Raw genomic sequence first — 16,318 nt, forward strand, 5'->3', positions numbered from 1 at the left:
ACACGCACGAGGCTCCGAGCGCTGGTGGCATGGCCGGGTCTGCTCGCTGTGCAGGGGCTGGGCATCAGCGGTTGGGACGTGACCTTTGCTCCGGGTGGTCGGTTAGCCCTGCGTAGTCCAGGGGGGACATTCATGCCGTCGCGAGGGCGTTGCCGTACGCCGTCGCCTTGCCCTTTGGGGGACCGATGATCCAACGCCTGAATGCAGTCGACGGCTGTTTCCTTCGATATGAGCGAGAGCAGAGCGGTTTCCGTCCCAACATCGGAATGGTCCTGCATGCAAAGGGCCGCGCTCCGGAATTGAGCCGGGTGCAGGAGCAGATCGCCTGCCGCATCGAGCGGATGCCGACGCTGGCGTGCACCGTGGCCAGGCGCGGGCGCCGGACGGTGTGGGAGGCCGATCCCGCCTTCAATCCGTACGACCATGTTCACGAAATCCGGATCCCGGAGGACCCTACTGGGCTGGATGAGGTGGTGGACAGGCTCCTGGTCGCCCCTTTTGATGAGGAGTCGCCGCGCTGGGGAGTGTGGCTCATTCACGGATACTCCGACTGCGAGTACGTGCTGTTCTACCGCGCGCACCACGCTGCCCAGGACGGGCAGGCAATGATGGACGCGCTGACGGCGCTGTTCGGTCAGGAACCGCCCGTCTCCCCGCCGCGTGCGGCCGCGGCTGTACCGGGCGCAGGACGGCTCTGGTGGCAGCGGACCACGGTGCAGGCCGTCGCCTGGATGGTGACTGATGCGGTGAAAAGCCTGCGGCCTTCGCTGCGCTGGTCGACGCAGAGCACCCTGAGCGGCGAGGCCCGGGTGGTGTCGGCATCCGTGCCCGAGTCATGGCTGCGGGAGACCGGGCGGGTGCTGGGGGCCACCTCGAATGACGTCTGCCTGGCCGCTCTCGCGGAGGCGGTACGCGGCTGGATGCCCGAGAGCTGGATCGCGCCGCAGCAGCGGGGCCGCGAACTGTATGCGAACCTGCCCATCTCCGTACGCACTCCGGAGGAACGGTTCACGGTGGGCAACAGACTCTCGGCCGTCCGAATCCCCCTGTCTTTCTGGGAGGAGTCCCCGATCACTCGGGTCGCCGCCATCGCCCGTGCGACTCGGCCGGTCAGGACCGCGGGAATGCGGCGTGTTCTGCGGGCACAGGTGAGCCTTCCGGAGTGGCTTGTGTACCGGATCTTCCGGAGTGTCGCTGCCAAGGTGGAGGGCAGCCTCGCCACATCCGGTCTGATGCGCCTGCCAGGTCGGCTGGCGATGGGGGCGGACCCGATCGAGACGGTGGTGACGACCGCGTTCCTGGACAAGGACCTCTTCGAGATGGTGTTCCTCTCCTACGGAGACCAGGTCGTCGCCAGCGTCACCTTCGACCGCGCCGTGGACGAGGTCGGCAACCTCGTTGCCCTGTGGGCGGACGCACTGGAGCGCCTGCACGACGCAGTCGCCGTCAGCTTCGATGAGCCGACGCGGGCGGGCGTGCCCTCGCCATGACACGCACCCCGCCCGCATGGATTCGCAAACTCGACGACGGAACCGCCGAGACAGAAGGCCGCTACACGGGACGAGGCTTGAGGAGACAGGCATGCCAAAGAGTCTGATCACCGGCGCGAGTTACGGGATCGGTGCGGACATCGCCCGTGCGCTCGCCGGGCGCGGCCACGATCTCGTCCTGGTCGCGCGCAGCGGGGAGGCTCTCGACCGGCTCGCCGTCGGCCTTGAGTCCGAGCATGGGATCGCTGTGCAAACCCTGCACGCTGACCTGGTCGTCGAAGCCGACCTGGAGCGGGTGGCAGAGGCGGTGTGCGACGCCGACATCCTGGTCAACAACGCCGGCGCCGGCCTGGGAACGTCCTTCGAACGCACCACGTGGGACGAGGAGCAGCGGATGCTGAGGCTCAACGTCGTCGCGCCCGCCCGTCTGTTACATGCCGCGCTGCCGGCAATGCTGCGGCGTGGCAGCGGGCGGGTCCTGAACGTCTCGTCGGTCGCCGCCACGGGCCCCGTCTGGCAGGGCACCACCTACGGTGCGTCGAAGGCGTTCGGCCTGGCCCTGACCGAGTCGCTGGCCTACTCCCGTCGGCTGCGCGGTTCGCCGGTTGCCCTGACGGCTCTGGTGCTGGGACACACCACCTCGCGGTTCCACGAACTGGCCGGGATCGCTCCGTCACCGCCGCTACTGACCCTCCCGTCGCCGTACGTCGCGGAACGGGCGGTGCGGGCCATTCACCGACGCCGGCCGCCCGTCGTCTGCGTGCCGAGTGCGCGCTACAAGTTGTTGGCCGGGCTGTTGCGGCACGTTCCGCGTCGGCTCCTGACCCTTCCCGGTCTGGCCGACGACTTCACGACCGTCGCGTGCGGGGATGCCGGGGAGTCAGCTGGGGGTGATGGCGAGCACAGCGTTCTGGCCGCCGAAGCCCATGGACAGGGAGAGCGCCAGCTGTAGCCGCTGCTCCCGGCACTTGGTAGGGATGTCGAGAGCAACAGCCGGATCGAGGTCGTCCAGATTGGCGGTTGGCGGCACGAGGCCCTGCTCGACCGCCAGGACGGTCAGGGCCGCCTCCACCGCGCCTGCCGCACCCATCAGGTGTCCGGTCACAGCTTTGGTGGACGTCACCAGGGGACGGTGGGGGAACAGGTCGGCCAGCACGGCCGCTTCCACTCTGTCACCGAGCGGCGTGCCGGTGCCATGGGCGTTGATGTGTGAGACATCTTCCACCGATGCACCGGCCCGGTCGAGAGCCTCCCGCAGGGCTGCCGCGAGCCCGGCACCGTCGGGGCTGGGCTTCACCACATGGTGAGCGTCCGAAGAGGCACCGAACCCTCTGATACGGGCCCGCGCCCTCACACCACGGGCCCGGGCCTCGGTAGTGCGCTCCAGGACCAGCATTCCGGCTCCCTCACCCATGACGAAGCCGTCCCGCTGTGTGTCGAACGGGCGCAGCGCTCCAGCGGGATCATCGAAGCGATGCGACAGCGCGCCGACCCGGTCGAAACCGGCGATGTAGTAGGGCGTGATCACGGCGTCGGCGCCACCCACCAAAGCGATGTCACAACGCCCCAGGGCCAGCAGATCCAGCGCCGTGCCAATGGCGGTCGCCCCCGACGCGCAGGCGGTGTTGACCGTATGGCTGGGTCCTCTGGCATCGAACTCAATCGTCAGCTGCGCCGACACGGAGTTGCTCAAGGAAGCGGGCACCGCATACGGCGACACCTCTTCCGCGCCCTTCCGCAGCAGCGCGCGGTGCTCGGACTCCAGCGTCTCGGCCCCGCCGCTGCTGGATCCCACGATCACCGCGACGCGAGCCCCGTCCCAGCACGCTGGCTCCAGTCCTGCATCGCTCAGCGCCTCGCGCGCCGCGAGGAGCGCCAACTGAGTGCAGCGATCGGGCTTGCGGGACCGGGCCCGGCCAAGGCGCGCCGGCTCGAAGTACGCGACCGAACATGCCAGGTGCGGGACCGGCGTCGGCGTCCCCAGAACGGAGGTCGGCATTCCCTCGCACACCCGGTCCCAGGTGGCGTGCCAGCCGTCGCCGGCCGGCGTCACCAGGCCGAGGCCGGTCACGCACACGTCCTGGACGGTCCTACGGAAGCTCACCGCGCCGCCACAAGTGCGGCGATGTCCCCGACCGTAGCGGCGGCCTTGATCTCCTCCTCCGTCACGGCCAGCCCCTTCTCCCGGCGCAAGACCAAGGCCAATTCCACCGCGCCGATGGAGTCAAGGCCCACGTCCTCCCGTGGGGCATCCAACCGGATGTCGAGCTCGGGAATCCCAAGAGCGATCATAATATTTTTCAGTTCATCGAATGACATGATTCTCCAGCGTCGAGAGCGCGATAAAGGCCCGCCAAAATACCATCATCCCCCTCGATGGAATCTGCTACCGAGGATGAAGTGGTCTACCAAAGCGCCGAGATGACATATTGCTGACTCACGCAGAATCCCGTCCGCCAAGCGGGCCTGTACCGCTCCGAGCCAACCTGGAGATCGCACGGATGGATGTGTTGGAGAAGTGCCGCTCATGGACAGCGGAACAACCGCGCGATGGGGGACGGGACTGCTACTACCGGGCGATCGAAGCCACGTTCGACGGCGCGGAGGTCGACTTCGAACGCAAGCGGGTGATCATGGCCGCTTCCCACGACTACCTCGGCCTCTCGGCCGACCACCGGGTACGGGAGGCCGCTGTTGCTGCGGTGCGACGTTTCGGCACCTCGCTCGGTGGATCACGCGCAGTGGGCGGATCCCTGGAACTCCACGAGGAGCTGGAGGATCGACTGGCCACATTCCTGGGGCAGGAGGCGGCGGCCGTCCTGCCGTCCGGATATCAGGCGAATCTGATGCTGGCTCCGCTGCTGACAGAAGACCATTTCGTTTTCAGTGATCTTTCGAACCATGCCTCGCTGGATGAGGTAATCCGTCTCGGTGACGCCGAGGAACGGAAATTCCTGCACGGCAACATGCCCCACCTGGAGGAACTACTCGAATCCACCCCCGACGAAGCCGGAAAGCTCATTCTCACCGACGGCATCTTCTCCGTCGACGGAGACATCTGCAAACTCCCGGAATTGATGAGGCTGGCAGACACCCACGGCGCGCGGATTGTCGTGGACAGCTCCCACGACCTCGGAGTCCTCGGGCCCAACGGCGCCGGCGCCGCCGACCACTTCGGGCTGCGTCCCCTGCTGGTCACCAGTGCCCTGTCGAAGAGTCTGGCCTCCGTGGGCGGGGTCATCGCCGGACCGGCCGAGGTGATCCACTACCTGCGCTTCCATGCCCGTACAGCGCTGTTCACCGCAGCAGCCTCACCGGCCAACGTAGCCGCCGCACTGGCCGCACTCGAAATCCTGCAGACCGAACCAGAGCGCCGCGTAAGGGTGCTCGACCTCGCCGAGCAACTTCACAACGGCCTGCGGGCTCTCGGTTACGACACCGGGACCTCGGTGACCCCCGTCGTGCCCGTGCTCGCCAGGGGACGCGAACGGTGCCTGCGCATGTGGCGAGAGCTGTGCAGAGCAGGAGTGTTCACCGCCCCCATGACCTATCCCGGCGTCAGGGCAGGCCACGAGGTTCTGCGCGTCACGCTGACAGCTGCGCACACAGACCAGCACCTGGCCCGTGTGCTGGAAGCGTTCGAGGATGTCGGGCGGAAGGAGGGCCTCATCCCCCAAACCCCACAAGGCGGACACACCCCGGTACGGATCGTACGACCGGCAGAATTCCTTGCCGCCACAACTAAAGCGTGTACAACAACCGAGGTTTCCGGTTCGGGGTGACGCCATACCGGGGCCGGGTCAGTCCGGGGCTCCCTCTCTTCAGGCGTGTGCAGGCCCGGGCGGCGAGTTTGTCGATTGCTATACGGGGGCTGGGATGCCCAGACGGTTCTTCAGCTGTGCACACAGCCTTCGGGCGGATTGAGGCCGGGCGGGTACGAGGGGAAGCGGAAGACAGTCCGCGCCCTCCCACGCCCCTCCGAGCCGCTCCCAACCCCCGGCCGACTTGAGCGGTTCGCAGCATCCGGCCGCAGTGGCCGAGAATCCTGGGTGCCGATCCTTGCCCCCAGCAAGGAGAGCAAAGCGGCGACCTGCGAGCCCCATCAAGAGAGACACGCGCTAGGCGTCTTTCCTCCGAGCATCGGGTCTTTGGTCCAGTGGTGACGGACGGTTTCTGACACTGCGTGGGCGGTGATCGAGCCGCTGCTGCCGCCTGCGGGCCGGGCTCGTGCCCGGTGGCGGGATCACCGCCAGGTCCTCGAGGGCATCGTGTTCAAGTTCCGTACCGGCCTGCCCTGGAGGGACCTGCCCGAGCGGTTCGGTCCCTGGCAGACCGTCCATGGACGGTTCGCCCGCTGGGCCGCCGACGGTACTTTCGACCGCCTCCCTGGAAGCGGCCCAGACGCGGGCGGAGGTGGACTGGCTGGTCGCGATCGACTCCACGATCGTGCGAACTCACCAGCATGCAGCTGCCAAAGGGGGCTGGAAGAACGCGACGTCGGACGCTCGCGCGGTGGACTGACCAGCAAACTCCACCTCGCCTGCGACGGCTGCGGCAGGCCACTCGCCTTCCTGGTTACCGCTGGCAAGCAGAACGACTGCACCCCGGCCAGAGCCGTCATCAGCAAGATCCGAGTGCCGGGGCCGGGCCCGGGAAGATCCCGGCCCCGGCCCGCTAACTCGCCGTCATCCCCCTCGTCGGCACGCTCATCTGGCTCGACGCATGATCGACAAGACACCCCCTAGGCGCCGGGCTCCAGGTCGGTGACGGCGATCTCCCGGTCGGGCAGCGGCTGGGCGTCATCGCGGGCTCGCAGGCCGTCGAGCATGAGTGCCAAACAGCGGTCCGCGCTGCGCTGGGTGAGTTCAGCGCGCAGGCCGGGAACCGGCCGCAGCAGCAGGGCGATCATCAAGGCCAGATCGCCTGTGTCCACATCCGGGCGCAGGTCTCCGTCGGCCTGGGCCCGGCGGACGAGCCGATCGAGGATCTTCAGCAGGATCTGCCGCAGCCGGCGGTTTTCGGGGTCCTCTTGGAGCTCGGCCCACGTGCTGGCGAACCAGACCGACAGCCAGGTGGCCAAGCGCAGCTCGGCGGCGGCCTGAACAACGAACCGCGTCAGTGCCCGCCAGGCATCAGGTTCCTCGTCCTCAGCCTCGCGGGCGATGGCGACGACGCGGTGAAAGCCATCGAGTGCAACCCATCGAATCAACGCGTCCCGGTTCTGATCCTTGCTGAGCCGCCCTTGTGTGGGCGTTCACCATCGCGTGGCTGGCGGGCTCGGGGGCGAGGAGTGCTTGATCAGGGAGGACAGGCGATGACACCAGTACCAACCTCACTGGATTCAGCAGTACTTCACCTACACCTGCTAATGGGGGGCAACATCGTTCACGCTGAGGGATGGCAGATTGCGAGTGCGGAGTGCCAGCCGTTTACGGGGGTAAGGGGTGGGATGCGGCCCGGGTGATCGGGCGAAGGTGTTCAACAGCCACAGGCCCCCGGCTGGCAATGGCTATGGGAGAAGAGGAAAACACGTCATGAGCAGCATGTGGGATTACCCAATGAGGATTGGCTCCCAGGGCCCTGAGGCCTTGGTGGGTTTTACCGTCGAGGCGTCCGACGGGACGATCGGGCAGGTGGAGCGTCAAGTTGACGAGCCGGGAATGCAACATCTGGTCGTTGACACCGGAGTCTGGGTCTTCGGCAAGAGTGTCCTGGTCCCGGCCGGAGCGGTGAGCGGTATCGACGCGACGACTCAGACGGTGACCGTCGCCTTTACCAAGGACGAGATCAAAGCAGCGCCCCGCTTCACCATCGACAGCGAAACCACGCAGCTTGCCTATCTCACGGAGGTAGGCAACTACTACGCTGCGCTCCTTCGCGCAGGCGCCAGCACCTGACCAATGGACACGGGCCACTCCTTCTCCGTCCAAGGACAGGCTCCTGTCGTGGGGGGCAGTCAGGCGCATCAACGTTCCCCCGATTTTGCGCAAATCGGCTGCCCCCGCCGTGCGCCAGCACGGCGGGGGCAACGTTGATAGCGGGCCCCCGCTGCCGTGGGTGAGGCGGCGAGGCGGCGAGGCGAGCCGCTGAGCTGGAGTCGCGGGCGGCACTGTCCGACCGAGCGCCGAGCCGATGCTGATAGATGGGCCGAAAGATCCTGAGTCGAACCTGGCGGCCGCCTCCGCGATCGACCTTCTCGGGCCAGGGCCCCTTCGCCGACCGTTGGGTGAACGGGCTCTGTATCCACGCGGCAGACCGCCGAGGGGTGAGTTCGGCCCGGCCGAACAGCAGTGCGTATCCGGGCGGAAGCTGGGCGAGGACGCGATCCAGGAGGCCGGAGCCGGCCAGGTGGCCGACAACGGCGAGGACGGCTCCGGTATCCCAGCGAGCGGTCGCGGGGGTGGTGTCCGTCCGGGTGGCCAGGTCTTTGACGAAGCCCCAGCCGGTGAGCTGCTGCGTGTCGGGGATCTGGCCGGCGAAGACGAGGGCGGCCTCGGTGGGGAGGCACCCAGCAAGGTCGACGCGTGCGTCACTGATGTGCTGACGGCCCAGGCCCCCAGCACGGCACGTGTGACGTCCTCGGCCCGTTCCCGGGTGGGGGTAGTACGCGCCTTCGTAGCGGATCTTCCCCGCCCCATCCTGCGCATCGTCGGCCTCGACCAGATCTTCGCTGTCGGCAGCGACAGAGCCCTCCGATCCTGACCGCGAGGACGAGCACTCCTGCCACTACGCCGCGAGCCCGACTGGACGGGGGTACCAGTCGGGCTCGCGGTCTGAGAGCGCGCGTCGACGCGCGTTGGCCTGTCAGTGACGTCCGTGCGCGGAGCTGGCGGCGCCGCCGAACAATCGGGCCACGGCTCGGAACGGCAGGGTGACGACGGTAGCGACGGCCCCGCCGATCGATCGAAGTACGTCTGCGATTGCCGTCAACACGGTGAACCTCCATCTCCTCACCGGCGCAGTGCGCTGGGTCTGGTTTGCCGCTGCACGGCCGGTCAGCGGGCGGGTGCCCCGGGGTCGGCCAAGGAAGCGCTCGCCCAGCTCGAGCTGCTTCACGTTCCTCCACGGATTCAAGGATCTTCGCCTTGCTGGCGGATGATCGAGCAGTCGGCCTGGAGCACGTCAGGCTGCCCCCGCGACAGACGGCTGTGCCTCTCTTCCACTAGACGCCGAAATGCGTTCGTCCGCTACCGGGCACGTCGGCCCAGCCCCAGTACGTCAGCCAGCGCCCGAATCGCCGAGTTCCGCCACGCGTGGGCGCGGCCGGGTGTTCATGCTTCGGCCAGGAGTGCTTCCCGGAGAGTGGCGTAGGCGCGGGAGAGGAGGCGGGAGACGTGCATCTGGGACATGCCCAATTCCGCGCCGATCTCGGATTGCGTCATCTCCGCGCCGAAGCGGAGTTCGATGAGGGTGCGTTCACGCTCGTCGAGCTGGGCCAGGTGCGGCTTGAGGGCCTGGAGGTCCTCGGCCAGGGCGAGCGCGGGGTCCTCGTTGCCGATCAGGTCGGCGACGAGACCGGTCTGCTGCTTGCCACCGCCGGCTTCGATGGGCCGGTCGATGGAGTCGGCGTCGTAGCCGTTGCAGGCCACCAGCCCCTCGATGACCTCCTCCTCCCCCAGCCCCAGGTGAGCCGCGAAGTCGGCAACCGACGGCTCGTGAACCCCGCGCCCCTCCAGCTCCTCACGAGCGCGCGCGAGGTCGACGCGCAGCTCCTGCAGCCGGCGCGGGACGTGCACGGACCAGGTCGTGTCGCGGAAGAACCGCTTGATCTCACCGGTGATGTAGGGGATCGAGAAGGTGGTGAACTCGTTCTCCAGCGATACGTCGAAGCGGTCGATGGCCTTGATCAGACCGATCGTGCCGACCTGCACGACGTCTTCCATCTCCTGCCCGCGGCTGCGGAAGCGGCGCGCGACATAGCGCACCAGCGACAGGTTCATCTCGATGAGGGTGTTGCGCGCGTACTGGTACTCCGGCGTGCCCTCCTCCAGAACCGACAACCGGTCGAAGAACAGCTTCGACAGCCGGCGCGCATCCAGCGGGGCCACGCCCTGCGCGTCCTCAATCCGCGGCACAGCAGGCTGAGCAGCCTCCGGCGCCGGGTCATGATGTGCGCGAGTCTCGGGTAGTTGGGCCTGCTTCGCTGCCGTCGCCACGGCTGCTCCTTTCTCTTTCCCGCCCCACCGTCACCCCGCTGACCGCCCAAGAGCCACACGCAAGGCAAGGGCGGAAGCCTGGGAGGCGCGTTGGTGTCGGCCAGCATCGCCTTGTCATGTACTTCGAGCGCAGCTTGGCGACAGAGCTCCACGGCGAGTGCGGTGGTATCCAAGGGGAGGTGGATGTGTGGAGGGGGCCTGGTGCTGTGAGGCACCAGGCCCCCGACGGAACTGCTACACCATCTGCCGGCCCTGGTGCTGCGCCGGCCTACTTGGTCCGCAAGCCCACCTGGGAGAGGGGCAATGCGGGGATCGCGGTTGCTTGACCGGAGACCACCTCACTATCGATGTCCTGCGGTACCCGGGATCAATACCTCGCCCGGGCGATCCTGTGGCGGGTTCCTCCACCCTTCCTTCGGTGATCAACTGCAAATCGTTCGGGCACTGCGTACTGCTTGCACTGCCCACTGACTCACTGCTCGTACTGCTGGTACTGCTGCCTGGCAGTTCGTCTCTGCCAGGCTCTGCCGTCTCTCTGGGCTGCGACAGAAACCATAACCACGCCGCTACCCAATGTCTACTCCGGCCAAGATAGATTTCCGCGTGTTCGGGGGCGAGGTAATCCTCCTCGGCGAGCGACGACGCAGACGCAAGGGCCGTCACCGCCGGGTGACGGCCCAGCCCCGGGGCCCGAGCACCAGGCAGGCAAGCGGGACGGGGCAGAGTGAACCGATGGGCACGATGAGCGTCGACGTGGCAAGCATCCGCCCCGCGACATCCGTCGCCGGCTCAGCCGTGCTCGGCGTGGTGGCGCTGTGTTTGTCGGCGTCGATCTGTGCGAGGTCCCCGGCCTCGCCTGTCTCGATACATAGCTTGCGGGCTCGCTGCTCGGCGTCGGCGCTGCGGTGGAGCGGCGTCGAGAGCGCTTCCCGATCAGAAGCAGGGCGGGCCGTTTCATGCCCTGGCCCCGAGCACGCTGCCACCACCGCCGCACCCGGGGCACCCACCCCTGGCCCGCAGGCAGCGTTCGGTGCCTGGCTTCTACAGCTGTCATAGACGCACTCCCCTTCATCGCCTGCGGAACGGCTTCCGGTCATCACACCAAGCGAGAGAAGAATGCATTAACGCCACCGAGGCTCACATGGGCCCTCACGCGCCGACCGAGAAGGTAAGCAACATGAAATATGGCCCGGGGAACCTGCCCCTTCCCGCCGAGTGGCACGACGGGACACACGCGCTCTGTGTGCGGCGGCAGTTTCGTTGCCGATCCAGAGATAGTGAGATGCAATAACTCACCCCTACCTATTCGTGGATCGGCTACCAGCGATACCACCGTCCTCGCTTTCCGCCGGCGCCGACGGACCGCATCACGAAGCCAAGCAGCCACACAGCGAGGACGACAACCCCGGCAATCCACAAGGCTTTCAGCGCGAAGCCGGCACCGAAGAGAACCAGGGCGAGAAGCAAGGGGAACCATGGTTTCCGCGCGATTTCGGGGGCAGGATTTTTGGTTAAATCTGGGTCGAGCTGGGGCAATTCGTCTACTTGGTGCGCGGGACGTGACAGGTGCTGCCGTGAGCGTGATCTCGTTTCCGGGGAAGTCCTCTGGGCACCCGGAGTGCACTAGGCCGTACAGCGGCACCTGGCCCGGCAAGGCTGGGCAGATTTGTTGGAGGAACGCATGCTCAAGGCCATCGCAGACGTATTCCGCGCCATCGGCGGAGCGATCGCCACCGTCGTCACACTTCCGTTCCGAGCAGTGGCCCGCCTCTTCGGCGGAGCCTCCGACAGCGCGCACGGCCGCCACTGAGCCAGCACCTGAGTGATAGAGCCCGACCGCGGGCCCCCTTACCCGCGGAATGCCTCGAGTGATCGAAAAGGCCGGACAGCTCTACCTTGATCACCAGCGTTCCGGGGACCCGGTCGGCGGCGGTCGGTAGAGCCATGCTTCGATTGCTGCGGCAGACCGGGATATTCTCTCGTTCCGTTCTCCGGCCAAGCGTACAGCTCACTCCTTCGGCAGGCGCCTCCGCACTTTCGCGGTTCTGCCACTTCACTTTCGGATGGTGGCAGAATGACCAGCACAGAAGATATTCAGCAGGGTCCCGTGCCAGAAGATTTGCCCCTGGCGGACACCACGGAGCGAGCGCAACGGATACGGCGACGACTGGAGCGGTTGATCGGTATCGCAGCCACTGAGGGAAATGCGCTCCTTCCACTCCGTAACGGGGATGAGATCTTTGCGGCGATGCTTGCGGAAATCAGTGCCGCAGAGCACACCGTGGACATGATGACGTTTGTGTACTGGCGAGGTGACATTGCACATCGGTTCGCAGCGGCTCTGTCCGAGCGGGCCCGTGCCGGCTTGCGGGTTCGTCTGCTGCTTGACGGCTTCGGCAGCAGGCTGATCGAGAAGGATCAACTGGAAGCAATGGAACGAGCGGGAGTGCAGGTTGCATGGTTCCGCAAGCCTCTTTACCTGTCCCCGTTCAAGCAGAACCACCGCTGTCACCGAAAGGTCCTTGTCGTGGACGAGGTAACAGCTTTCACCGGCGGCGTGGGCATCGCCGAGGAATGGTGTGGCAACGCCCGCAACGAGAACGAATGGCGTGACACACACGTCCAGGTGCATGGCCCCGCGGTGGACGGCATCGCCGCAGCATTCGCCCAGAACTGGGCGGAGTGCCACGACGAACTCTTCGATGAGCGGGACCGCTTCATCGAGCACTCCCCCCACGGCGACGCGGTCGTACAGGTGGTGCGGGGATCGGCGAGCTTCGGCTGGCAGGACATGCAGACCCTGATCCGCGTCATGCTGGAGTCCGCCCAGGAACGCGTGCGGCTGACCACTGCGTACTTCTCGCCGGACCCGTACTTCGTCGAGCTGTTGTGCGCGACCGCACGCCGTGGAGTGGAGGTGGAGATCCTGCTGCCGGGCCCCTACACCGACAAGCGTGTCTCCCAGCTCGCCGGCCAGCACCACTACGAGGAACTCACTGCCTGCGGTATCAAGATCCACCAATACCAACCGACGATGATGCACGCAAAGATCATCACCGTCGACCGGGTCGCGACCCTGATCGGCTCAACGAACTTCAACCGCCGATCCCTCGACCACGATGAAGAAGTCATGCTCGCTGTCCTCGACGAGCGGTTCACCGCAACGCTGGACCGGCACTTCGAAGAAGACCTGGCGATGAGCGAACCGATCGACGGACGCCGCTGGAAGGGCCGCTCCGTATTGCAACGTGCGAAGGAAGTGACAATCCAGCCCATCCGCCGGTTCCTGTAGGAGACGCCCCCTGAGCGGCGCCATCGTCACGACCAGCCTCCCGGACTCGCCGTCCACGGCAAGCTGATTCCAACGGCCTCTCCAGGTGCAGCACCTGCCGCCTTTCCGCGGACCATGCCTCGTTCAAGGACACAGAGCCCGAGCCCCAGCGAGCACTGGACACGCAGCCGAACTGCTTGCAGGGGGCCCCGCTGTACCTAATGCCGTCATGACGACCGAGGGTGACCCGAATCGCTCGGTCCGGCTGCCGGGACAGGATCCTTCCCGCGTCTACATCCACCGTCTGGGCGCTCGTCGCCTGCCTTGTCTCATGCGACATAGGCGCCGAACGCATCGGTTACCCCGCCTCCGCGATGTCGCCGGAGGTGAGGTCACCCCGAATACGCAGGTAGCGCGCACTGGGTGCTGGTGCCGGCCGCGGCCTACCACTGTGCGAGCGCGTGCCTAGGCGGGGCACTTTCGGGAGCACCCTCATGCCTAATCCATCGATACCTCAGCTCTGTCGCCGTTTTCTTCGCGGGAACCCCCGATCACTGCCGGGACATGAGCGCCGCTGATGTCCAGGCCGTGTGCGCGTCGATGACGCGTGATGCGCCGGCGGCCGCGACAGTGTGCACTCATGTCGCTCCTTGGGGCTGCTGCGGTCACGTAATTCCCCAAGTGCCCGCTGCGGATGGTGTCCAGACAGGGGCCTTTGGTGCTGGGACGACGCGGCTATCTGCCGACGGATCCGTCGGTTTGTTCCTGGAGAATGTCGGCGTGGCCGGCGTGGCGTGCGGTCTCCTCGATCAGGTGCACCAAGGCTCAGCGCATCGATCGTGTGACCGCCTCCATGCCGGCAGCTCGGGTGTCCCGGCCGAGGCCCTCACAGGGCGGGGAATCTCTGCCGCGATCGCCTCGCCCAAAGCGACATCGTGATGGGGCTGGTCCCAGTACCACCGTGATGGGGCTGGTCCCAGTGCCACGGCAACCCGACTCGCCCCGGCGGAATCCGTTTAGGCAAGTCAGCTTCAGCGGCCGTGGTGCATCGCCAGACGGTGCCCGCTGGTCAACCGCATGCTGGGCAGGGCTGACGCAGCCTTGTCCATGAGTGGCGCGACTACGTGGTGTGCAGAGGTTCTTTGAAGGACTTGCGGAACACAGGCCCGGCGAAGGGAATGATCGAGGACATCACCTTTGACTTGAAGGAGGTGGGGTGCCGTTCGAGTCTGACGTCGACGCGGGTGCCGTTTTCCGTCGGAGTCATCTGAAACTGCCAGCCCCCCGAGCCGAAGGGAACCGAGTCATGAGTAGTGACGGTGACCCTGTGCATCGAGGGATCCCATTCGTAGTGTGCACGCTCCCACGTCTTGTCGTTCCCCTCGGTCACCTCCGCCCAGGTATCGCCCCGTTCGTGGACCTGGAAGTGCTCGGCATCGATGGAGGACCACTCCTCGACACGGGATGAGCTGAAGTTCGTCAGCACACCCATCACCTCGTCTGGGCTCATCGAGGAGTTCACATGGAAGTGGAGGGACGGCATGACCTGCTCCCTGGTTCGAGATGCCCGCTGTCTGCTGGCGGCCTTCTGTGCTCATCTTGCGTGCCTGGCTCGCCGATGCTGGTTCGCAATCACCGGAACCTCCAACTTCCAGAATGCACCTCTGACCAGCACTGTGCACCAGCAGCTTCCTGACCTGCACCTGCGTAATCGTGTCCGGGACCGGCGATGTTCTCGCGGAGTGAAGAAGGGTGCGCATCGCCGCAGGCGAACTGATGAGGGCGACTGGCCGCGAAGCCCGGTCGGGGAGGAAGGCTTGGGCGGCGATTCCGGCCTCGCGGTCGGCGGGCCGGCCCGGCCGAAGCCCTCCGGGGCTCTGCGCCGACAGGCGTGATGGTGGGCTTTCGATGCTCGGGCGGCGATCCGGAAGCCACCCGCACACCCGTCAGTAGGAAGCCGTGGCGCGCATGGGTATCGGCCGTGCCTGGCAGGCGACTTACGGTCTCTGGCCGACGGCGCCGGTCCCCAGCCGGGTGAGCAGCCAAAAGGTGATTGCCGTGCCGGTGCCGTAGGCGACGTGCGCGCTGAAATCCCAGGCCACGGTCTTGGTGTCGTACTGCCAGATCGGCTTGTAAAGACCTGCGATCGGCAAGATGACATAGTCACCGGCGAACACCGCGGCACCAAAAGGAACACCATAAACGGCGGAGGGCCTGGGCAGCGATCCGGCCACGATGCCGTACGCCGCGCCCGCCGCTGATCCGTAGGCCCAGTGCGCGACTGCGCTCGTCATCCCGGCGGAAGCATCAGGAAGCCGACGCTGGGTGAAGCCCTCGATCACCCGCTTGGCCACCTGCCCCGGATCGGGGGCCTTCTCCCAGCTCTCGACCGGCGCGAACTCCCATGCGAGCGGACTGTCCGTCCCGCCTGCGCAACGGTACTTCAGGTAGTGGACAGCATCCAGACACACCGTTCCCACCGCCCCGGCCAGCAGGCCGACCGTCACCGCCGCGAGTGGAGTCAGTGGGTTCCTGTGGGAGCACATGACGCAATCTCCTCATCGGTCACGGCCGGAAGGTCGATGTTCTTCGGCACCCGGACTGCGGTTGGAGGCAATTGGGCCCGCATCGAGTATCCAGCGGCCAGGACATCCGCGCATGAGGAGAACTTTCGCGGGCGCAGGCAAGGGACCTGCGGCGGGCGGTCCTGCGGAAGCATCTGACCGCAGGGCGCCCGCTTGCTGAACTGCGTGTACCCCTAGGTGCAGGGCGCTCCACGGTGCACTTGCAGCCCGTCCCGGCCTCCCCCCGAACCACCGCTGACCTCCCCCACGCCTTCCAAGTCCGCCCATGACTCCGCCACACCAGTGCGGACAACCGCAAAATCCGCGCGGCATCTGCGCTTTTAAGGACGGGCGGACCAGTTTAAGGAGGGGCGGACCATAGCGCTTCGGGTGGAACTGACGAGAGCCAGGTCTCCGCACCGTTCATTGGGAAGACGAAAAGCCTTGCTGCGCCTGGGTGCGTCGTATGGAAGCACCGCGCCGATTCACCTTGGCGTGACCGGCCGAGTCGTTGAAGAGCTGCTGGATGATTGCGGTGCTGATGGGCGAGCCTGAGTCGTCGACTGCGGTGTTGCGGGCGACGAAGAGAATCCGCAGCCGGGGGCAGGTTCACTCAACACGCGGCACTTGACAGAGAACGCGACATGAACGGCGAAGTCCGCACCAGGGCGGGGGTGGCGGCCGGGTCGGTCTGGAGGCGTTCGAAGGCAACCTCACCGGTGCCCAGTACGGCGACGAGTTCGCCGTCGAGTACCGCGTCCGGCGGGCTCCGCGTGGAAGGTGCGGGTCAGGGCAGTGTCGCGATCGACGTCCGCGAACGCCGCATCGGGCCGGCGC

Annotated in this window: 15 protein-coding genes and 2 pseudogenes; 7 read left to right on the plus strand and 10 right to left on the minus strand. The window is 66.5% G+C overall.

Going from position 1 to position 16,318, the window contains the following annotated elements:
- Nucleotides 1–149: 149 nt before the first annotated feature.
- Entirely contained in the window at nucleotides 150–1,490 is a 1,341-nt protein-coding gene (locus QOM21_RS00210; protein ID WP_407547442.1) for a wax ester/triacylglycerol synthase domain-containing protein, read from the plus strand.
- 91 nt (nucleotides 1,491–1,581) lie between these two features.
- Nucleotides 1,582–2,442, plus strand: a complete 861-nt coding sequence (locus tag QOM21_RS00215; protein WP_407547443.1) for an SDR family NAD(P)-dependent oxidoreductase — start codon at nucleotides 1,582–1,584, stop codon at nucleotides 2,440–2,442.
- Here the strand turns inward: QOM21_RS00215 and QOM21_RS00220 are convergent.
- Together QOM21_RS00220 and QOM21_RS00225 are read right to left on the minus strand one after the other, a co-directional pair.
- The gene (locus QOM21_RS00220) at nucleotides 2,371–3,561 is read right to left on the minus strand and encodes a beta-ketoacyl-[acyl-carrier-protein] synthase family protein (protein ID WP_407547444.1); all 1,191 of its coding nucleotides are present in this window, start codon (nucleotides 3,559–3,561) and stop codon (nucleotides 2,371–2,373) included. The genes QOM21_RS00215 and QOM21_RS00220 overlap by 72 nt on opposite strands.
- A 29-nt stretch (nucleotides 3,562–3,590) precedes the next feature.
- Nucleotides 3,591–3,809, minus strand: coding sequence for an acyl carrier protein (locus QOM21_RS00225; RefSeq protein WP_407547445.1), 219 nt, complete (start codon nucleotides 3,807–3,809; stop codon nucleotides 3,591–3,593).
- Between the two features lie 182 nt (nucleotides 3,810–3,991).
- Between QOM21_RS00225 and QOM21_RS00230 the strand changes: the two genes are divergently transcribed.
- The gene (locus QOM21_RS00230) at nucleotides 3,992–5,272 is read left to right on the plus strand and encodes an aminotransferase class I/II-fold pyridoxal phosphate-dependent enzyme (protein WP_407547446.1); all 1,281 of its coding nucleotides are present in this window, start codon (nucleotides 3,992–3,994) and stop codon (nucleotides 5,270–5,272) included.
- Between the two features lie 399 nt (nucleotides 5,273–5,671).
- Nucleotides 5,672–6,235, plus strand: a pseudogene (locus QOM21_RS00235) (IS5 family transposase); the annotation flags it as partial.
- Here QOM21_RS00235 and QOM21_RS00240 read toward each other — a convergent pair.
- Complete coding sequence (locus QOM21_RS00240) at nucleotides 6,232–6,699, minus strand: hypothetical protein (RefSeq protein ID WP_407547447.1); 468 nt, start codon at nucleotides 6,697–6,699, stop codon at nucleotides 6,232–6,234. The pseudogene QOM21_RS00235 and the gene QOM21_RS00240 sit on opposite strands and share 4 nt — an antisense overlap.
- A 325-nt stretch (nucleotides 6,700–7,024) precedes the next feature.
- On the opposite strand from QOM21_RS00240, the gene QOM21_RS00245 reads away from it, so the two are divergent.
- Entirely contained in the window at nucleotides 7,025–7,387 is a 363-nt protein-coding gene (locus QOM21_RS00245) for a PRC-barrel domain-containing protein (RefSeq protein WP_407547448.1), read from the plus strand.
- Here the strand turns inward: QOM21_RS00245 and QOM21_RS00250 are convergent.
- The 4 genes from QOM21_RS00250 to QOM21_RS00265 all read right to left on the minus strand — a co-directional run bounded on the left by QOM21_RS00250 (nucleotide 7,332) and on the right by QOM21_RS00265 (nucleotide 11,137).
- Nucleotides 7,332–8,153 (minus strand): DUF2267 domain-containing protein, encoded by an 822-nt coding sequence (locus tag QOM21_RS00250; protein ID WP_407555531.1) that lies wholly within the window; start codon nucleotides 8,151–8,153, stop codon nucleotides 7,332–7,334. The genes QOM21_RS00245 and QOM21_RS00250 overlap by 56 nt on opposite strands.
- 141 nt (nucleotides 8,154–8,294) lie before the next feature.
- On the minus strand, nucleotides 8,295–8,423 hold the full coding sequence (locus QOM21_RS00255) for an LPFR motif small protein (protein WP_407555532.1): 129 nt from the start codon (nucleotides 8,421–8,423) through the stop codon (nucleotides 8,295–8,297).
- 338 nt (nucleotides 8,424–8,761) lie between these two features.
- Nucleotides 8,762–9,646, minus strand: coding sequence for a SigB/SigF/SigG family RNA polymerase sigma factor (locus tag QOM21_RS00260; protein ID WP_407547449.1), 885 nt, complete (start codon nucleotides 9,644–9,646; stop codon nucleotides 8,762–8,764).
- Nucleotides 9,647–10,963: 1,317 nt separating this feature from the next.
- The gene (locus QOM21_RS00265; RefSeq protein WP_407555533.1) at nucleotides 10,964–11,137 is read right to left on the minus strand and encodes a hydrophobic protein; all 174 of its coding nucleotides are present in this window, start codon (nucleotides 11,135–11,137) and stop codon (nucleotides 10,964–10,966) included.
- A gap of 190 nt (nucleotides 11,138–11,327) precedes the next feature.
- On the opposite strand from QOM21_RS00265, the gene QOM21_RS00270 reads away from it, so the two are divergent.
- Both QOM21_RS00270 and QOM21_RS00275 read left to right on the plus strand, forming a co-directional pair.
- Nucleotides 11,328–11,456, plus strand: coding sequence for an LPFR motif small protein (locus tag QOM21_RS00270; protein WP_401468560.1), 129 nt, complete (start codon nucleotides 11,328–11,330; stop codon nucleotides 11,454–11,456).
- 264 nt (nucleotides 11,457–11,720) lie between these two features.
- Nucleotides 11,721–12,938 (plus strand): phospholipase D-like domain-containing protein, encoded by a 1,218-nt coding sequence (locus tag QOM21_RS00275; protein ID WP_407547450.1) that lies wholly within the window; start codon nucleotides 11,721–11,723, stop codon nucleotides 12,936–12,938.
- A 714-nt stretch (nucleotides 12,939–13,652) separates the two neighbouring features.
- On the opposite strand, the pseudogene QOM21_RS00280 reads toward QOM21_RS00275, so the two are convergent.
- The 3 genes and pseudogenes from QOM21_RS00280 to QOM21_RS00290 form a co-directional block, all read right to left on the minus strand.
- A pseudogene (locus QOM21_RS00280) lies at nucleotides 13,653–13,742 on the minus strand (DUF664 domain-containing protein); the annotation flags it as partial.
- A gap of 295 nt (nucleotides 13,743–14,037) precedes the next feature.
- Nucleotides 14,038–14,460 (minus strand): hypothetical protein, encoded by a 423-nt coding sequence (locus QOM21_RS00285; RefSeq protein ID WP_407547451.1) that lies wholly within the window; start codon nucleotides 14,458–14,460, stop codon nucleotides 14,038–14,040.
- Nucleotides 14,461–14,914: 454 nt separating this feature from the next.
- Complete coding sequence (locus tag QOM21_RS00290; protein ID WP_407547452.1) at nucleotides 14,915–15,424, minus strand: hypothetical protein; 510 nt, start codon at nucleotides 15,422–15,424, stop codon at nucleotides 14,915–14,917.
- Nucleotides 15,425–16,318 lie beyond the last annotated feature (894 nt).

This window comes from Streptomyces sp. Pv4-95 (genome assembly GCF_045782725.1).
GTDB lineage: Bacteria > Actinomycetota > Actinomycetes > Streptomycetales > Streptomycetaceae > Streptomyces.

Excerpts from the sequence above, each read along its gene's own strand:
- QOM21_RS00215 (WP_407547443.1), top strand. The coding sequence starts at position 1,582 with ATGCCAAAGAGTCTGATCACCGGCGCGAGTTACGGGATCGGTGCGGAC.
- QOM21_RS00225 (WP_407547445.1), bottom strand. The coding sequence starts at position 3,809 with ATGTCATTCGATGAACTGAAAAATATTATGATCGCTCTTGGGATTCCC.
- QOM21_RS00230 (WP_407547446.1), top strand. The coding sequence starts at position 3,992 with ATGGATGTGTTGGAGAAGTGCCGCTCATGGACAGCGGAACAACCGCGC.
- QOM21_RS00245 (WP_407547448.1), top strand. The coding sequence starts at position 7,025 with ATGAGCAGCATGTGGGATTACCCAATGAGGATTGGCTCCCAGGGCCCT.
- QOM21_RS00270 (WP_401468560.1), top strand. The coding sequence starts at position 11,328 with ATGCTCAAGGCCATCGCAGACGTATTCCGCGCCATCGGCGGAGCGATC.
- QOM21_RS00275 (WP_407547450.1), top strand. The coding sequence starts at position 11,721 with ATGACCAGCACAGAAGATATTCAGCAGGGTCCCGTGCCAGAAGATTTG.
- QOM21_RS00285 (WP_407547451.1), bottom strand. The coding sequence starts at position 14,460 with ATGCCGTCCCTCCACTTCCATGTGAACTCCTCGATGAGCCCAGACGAG.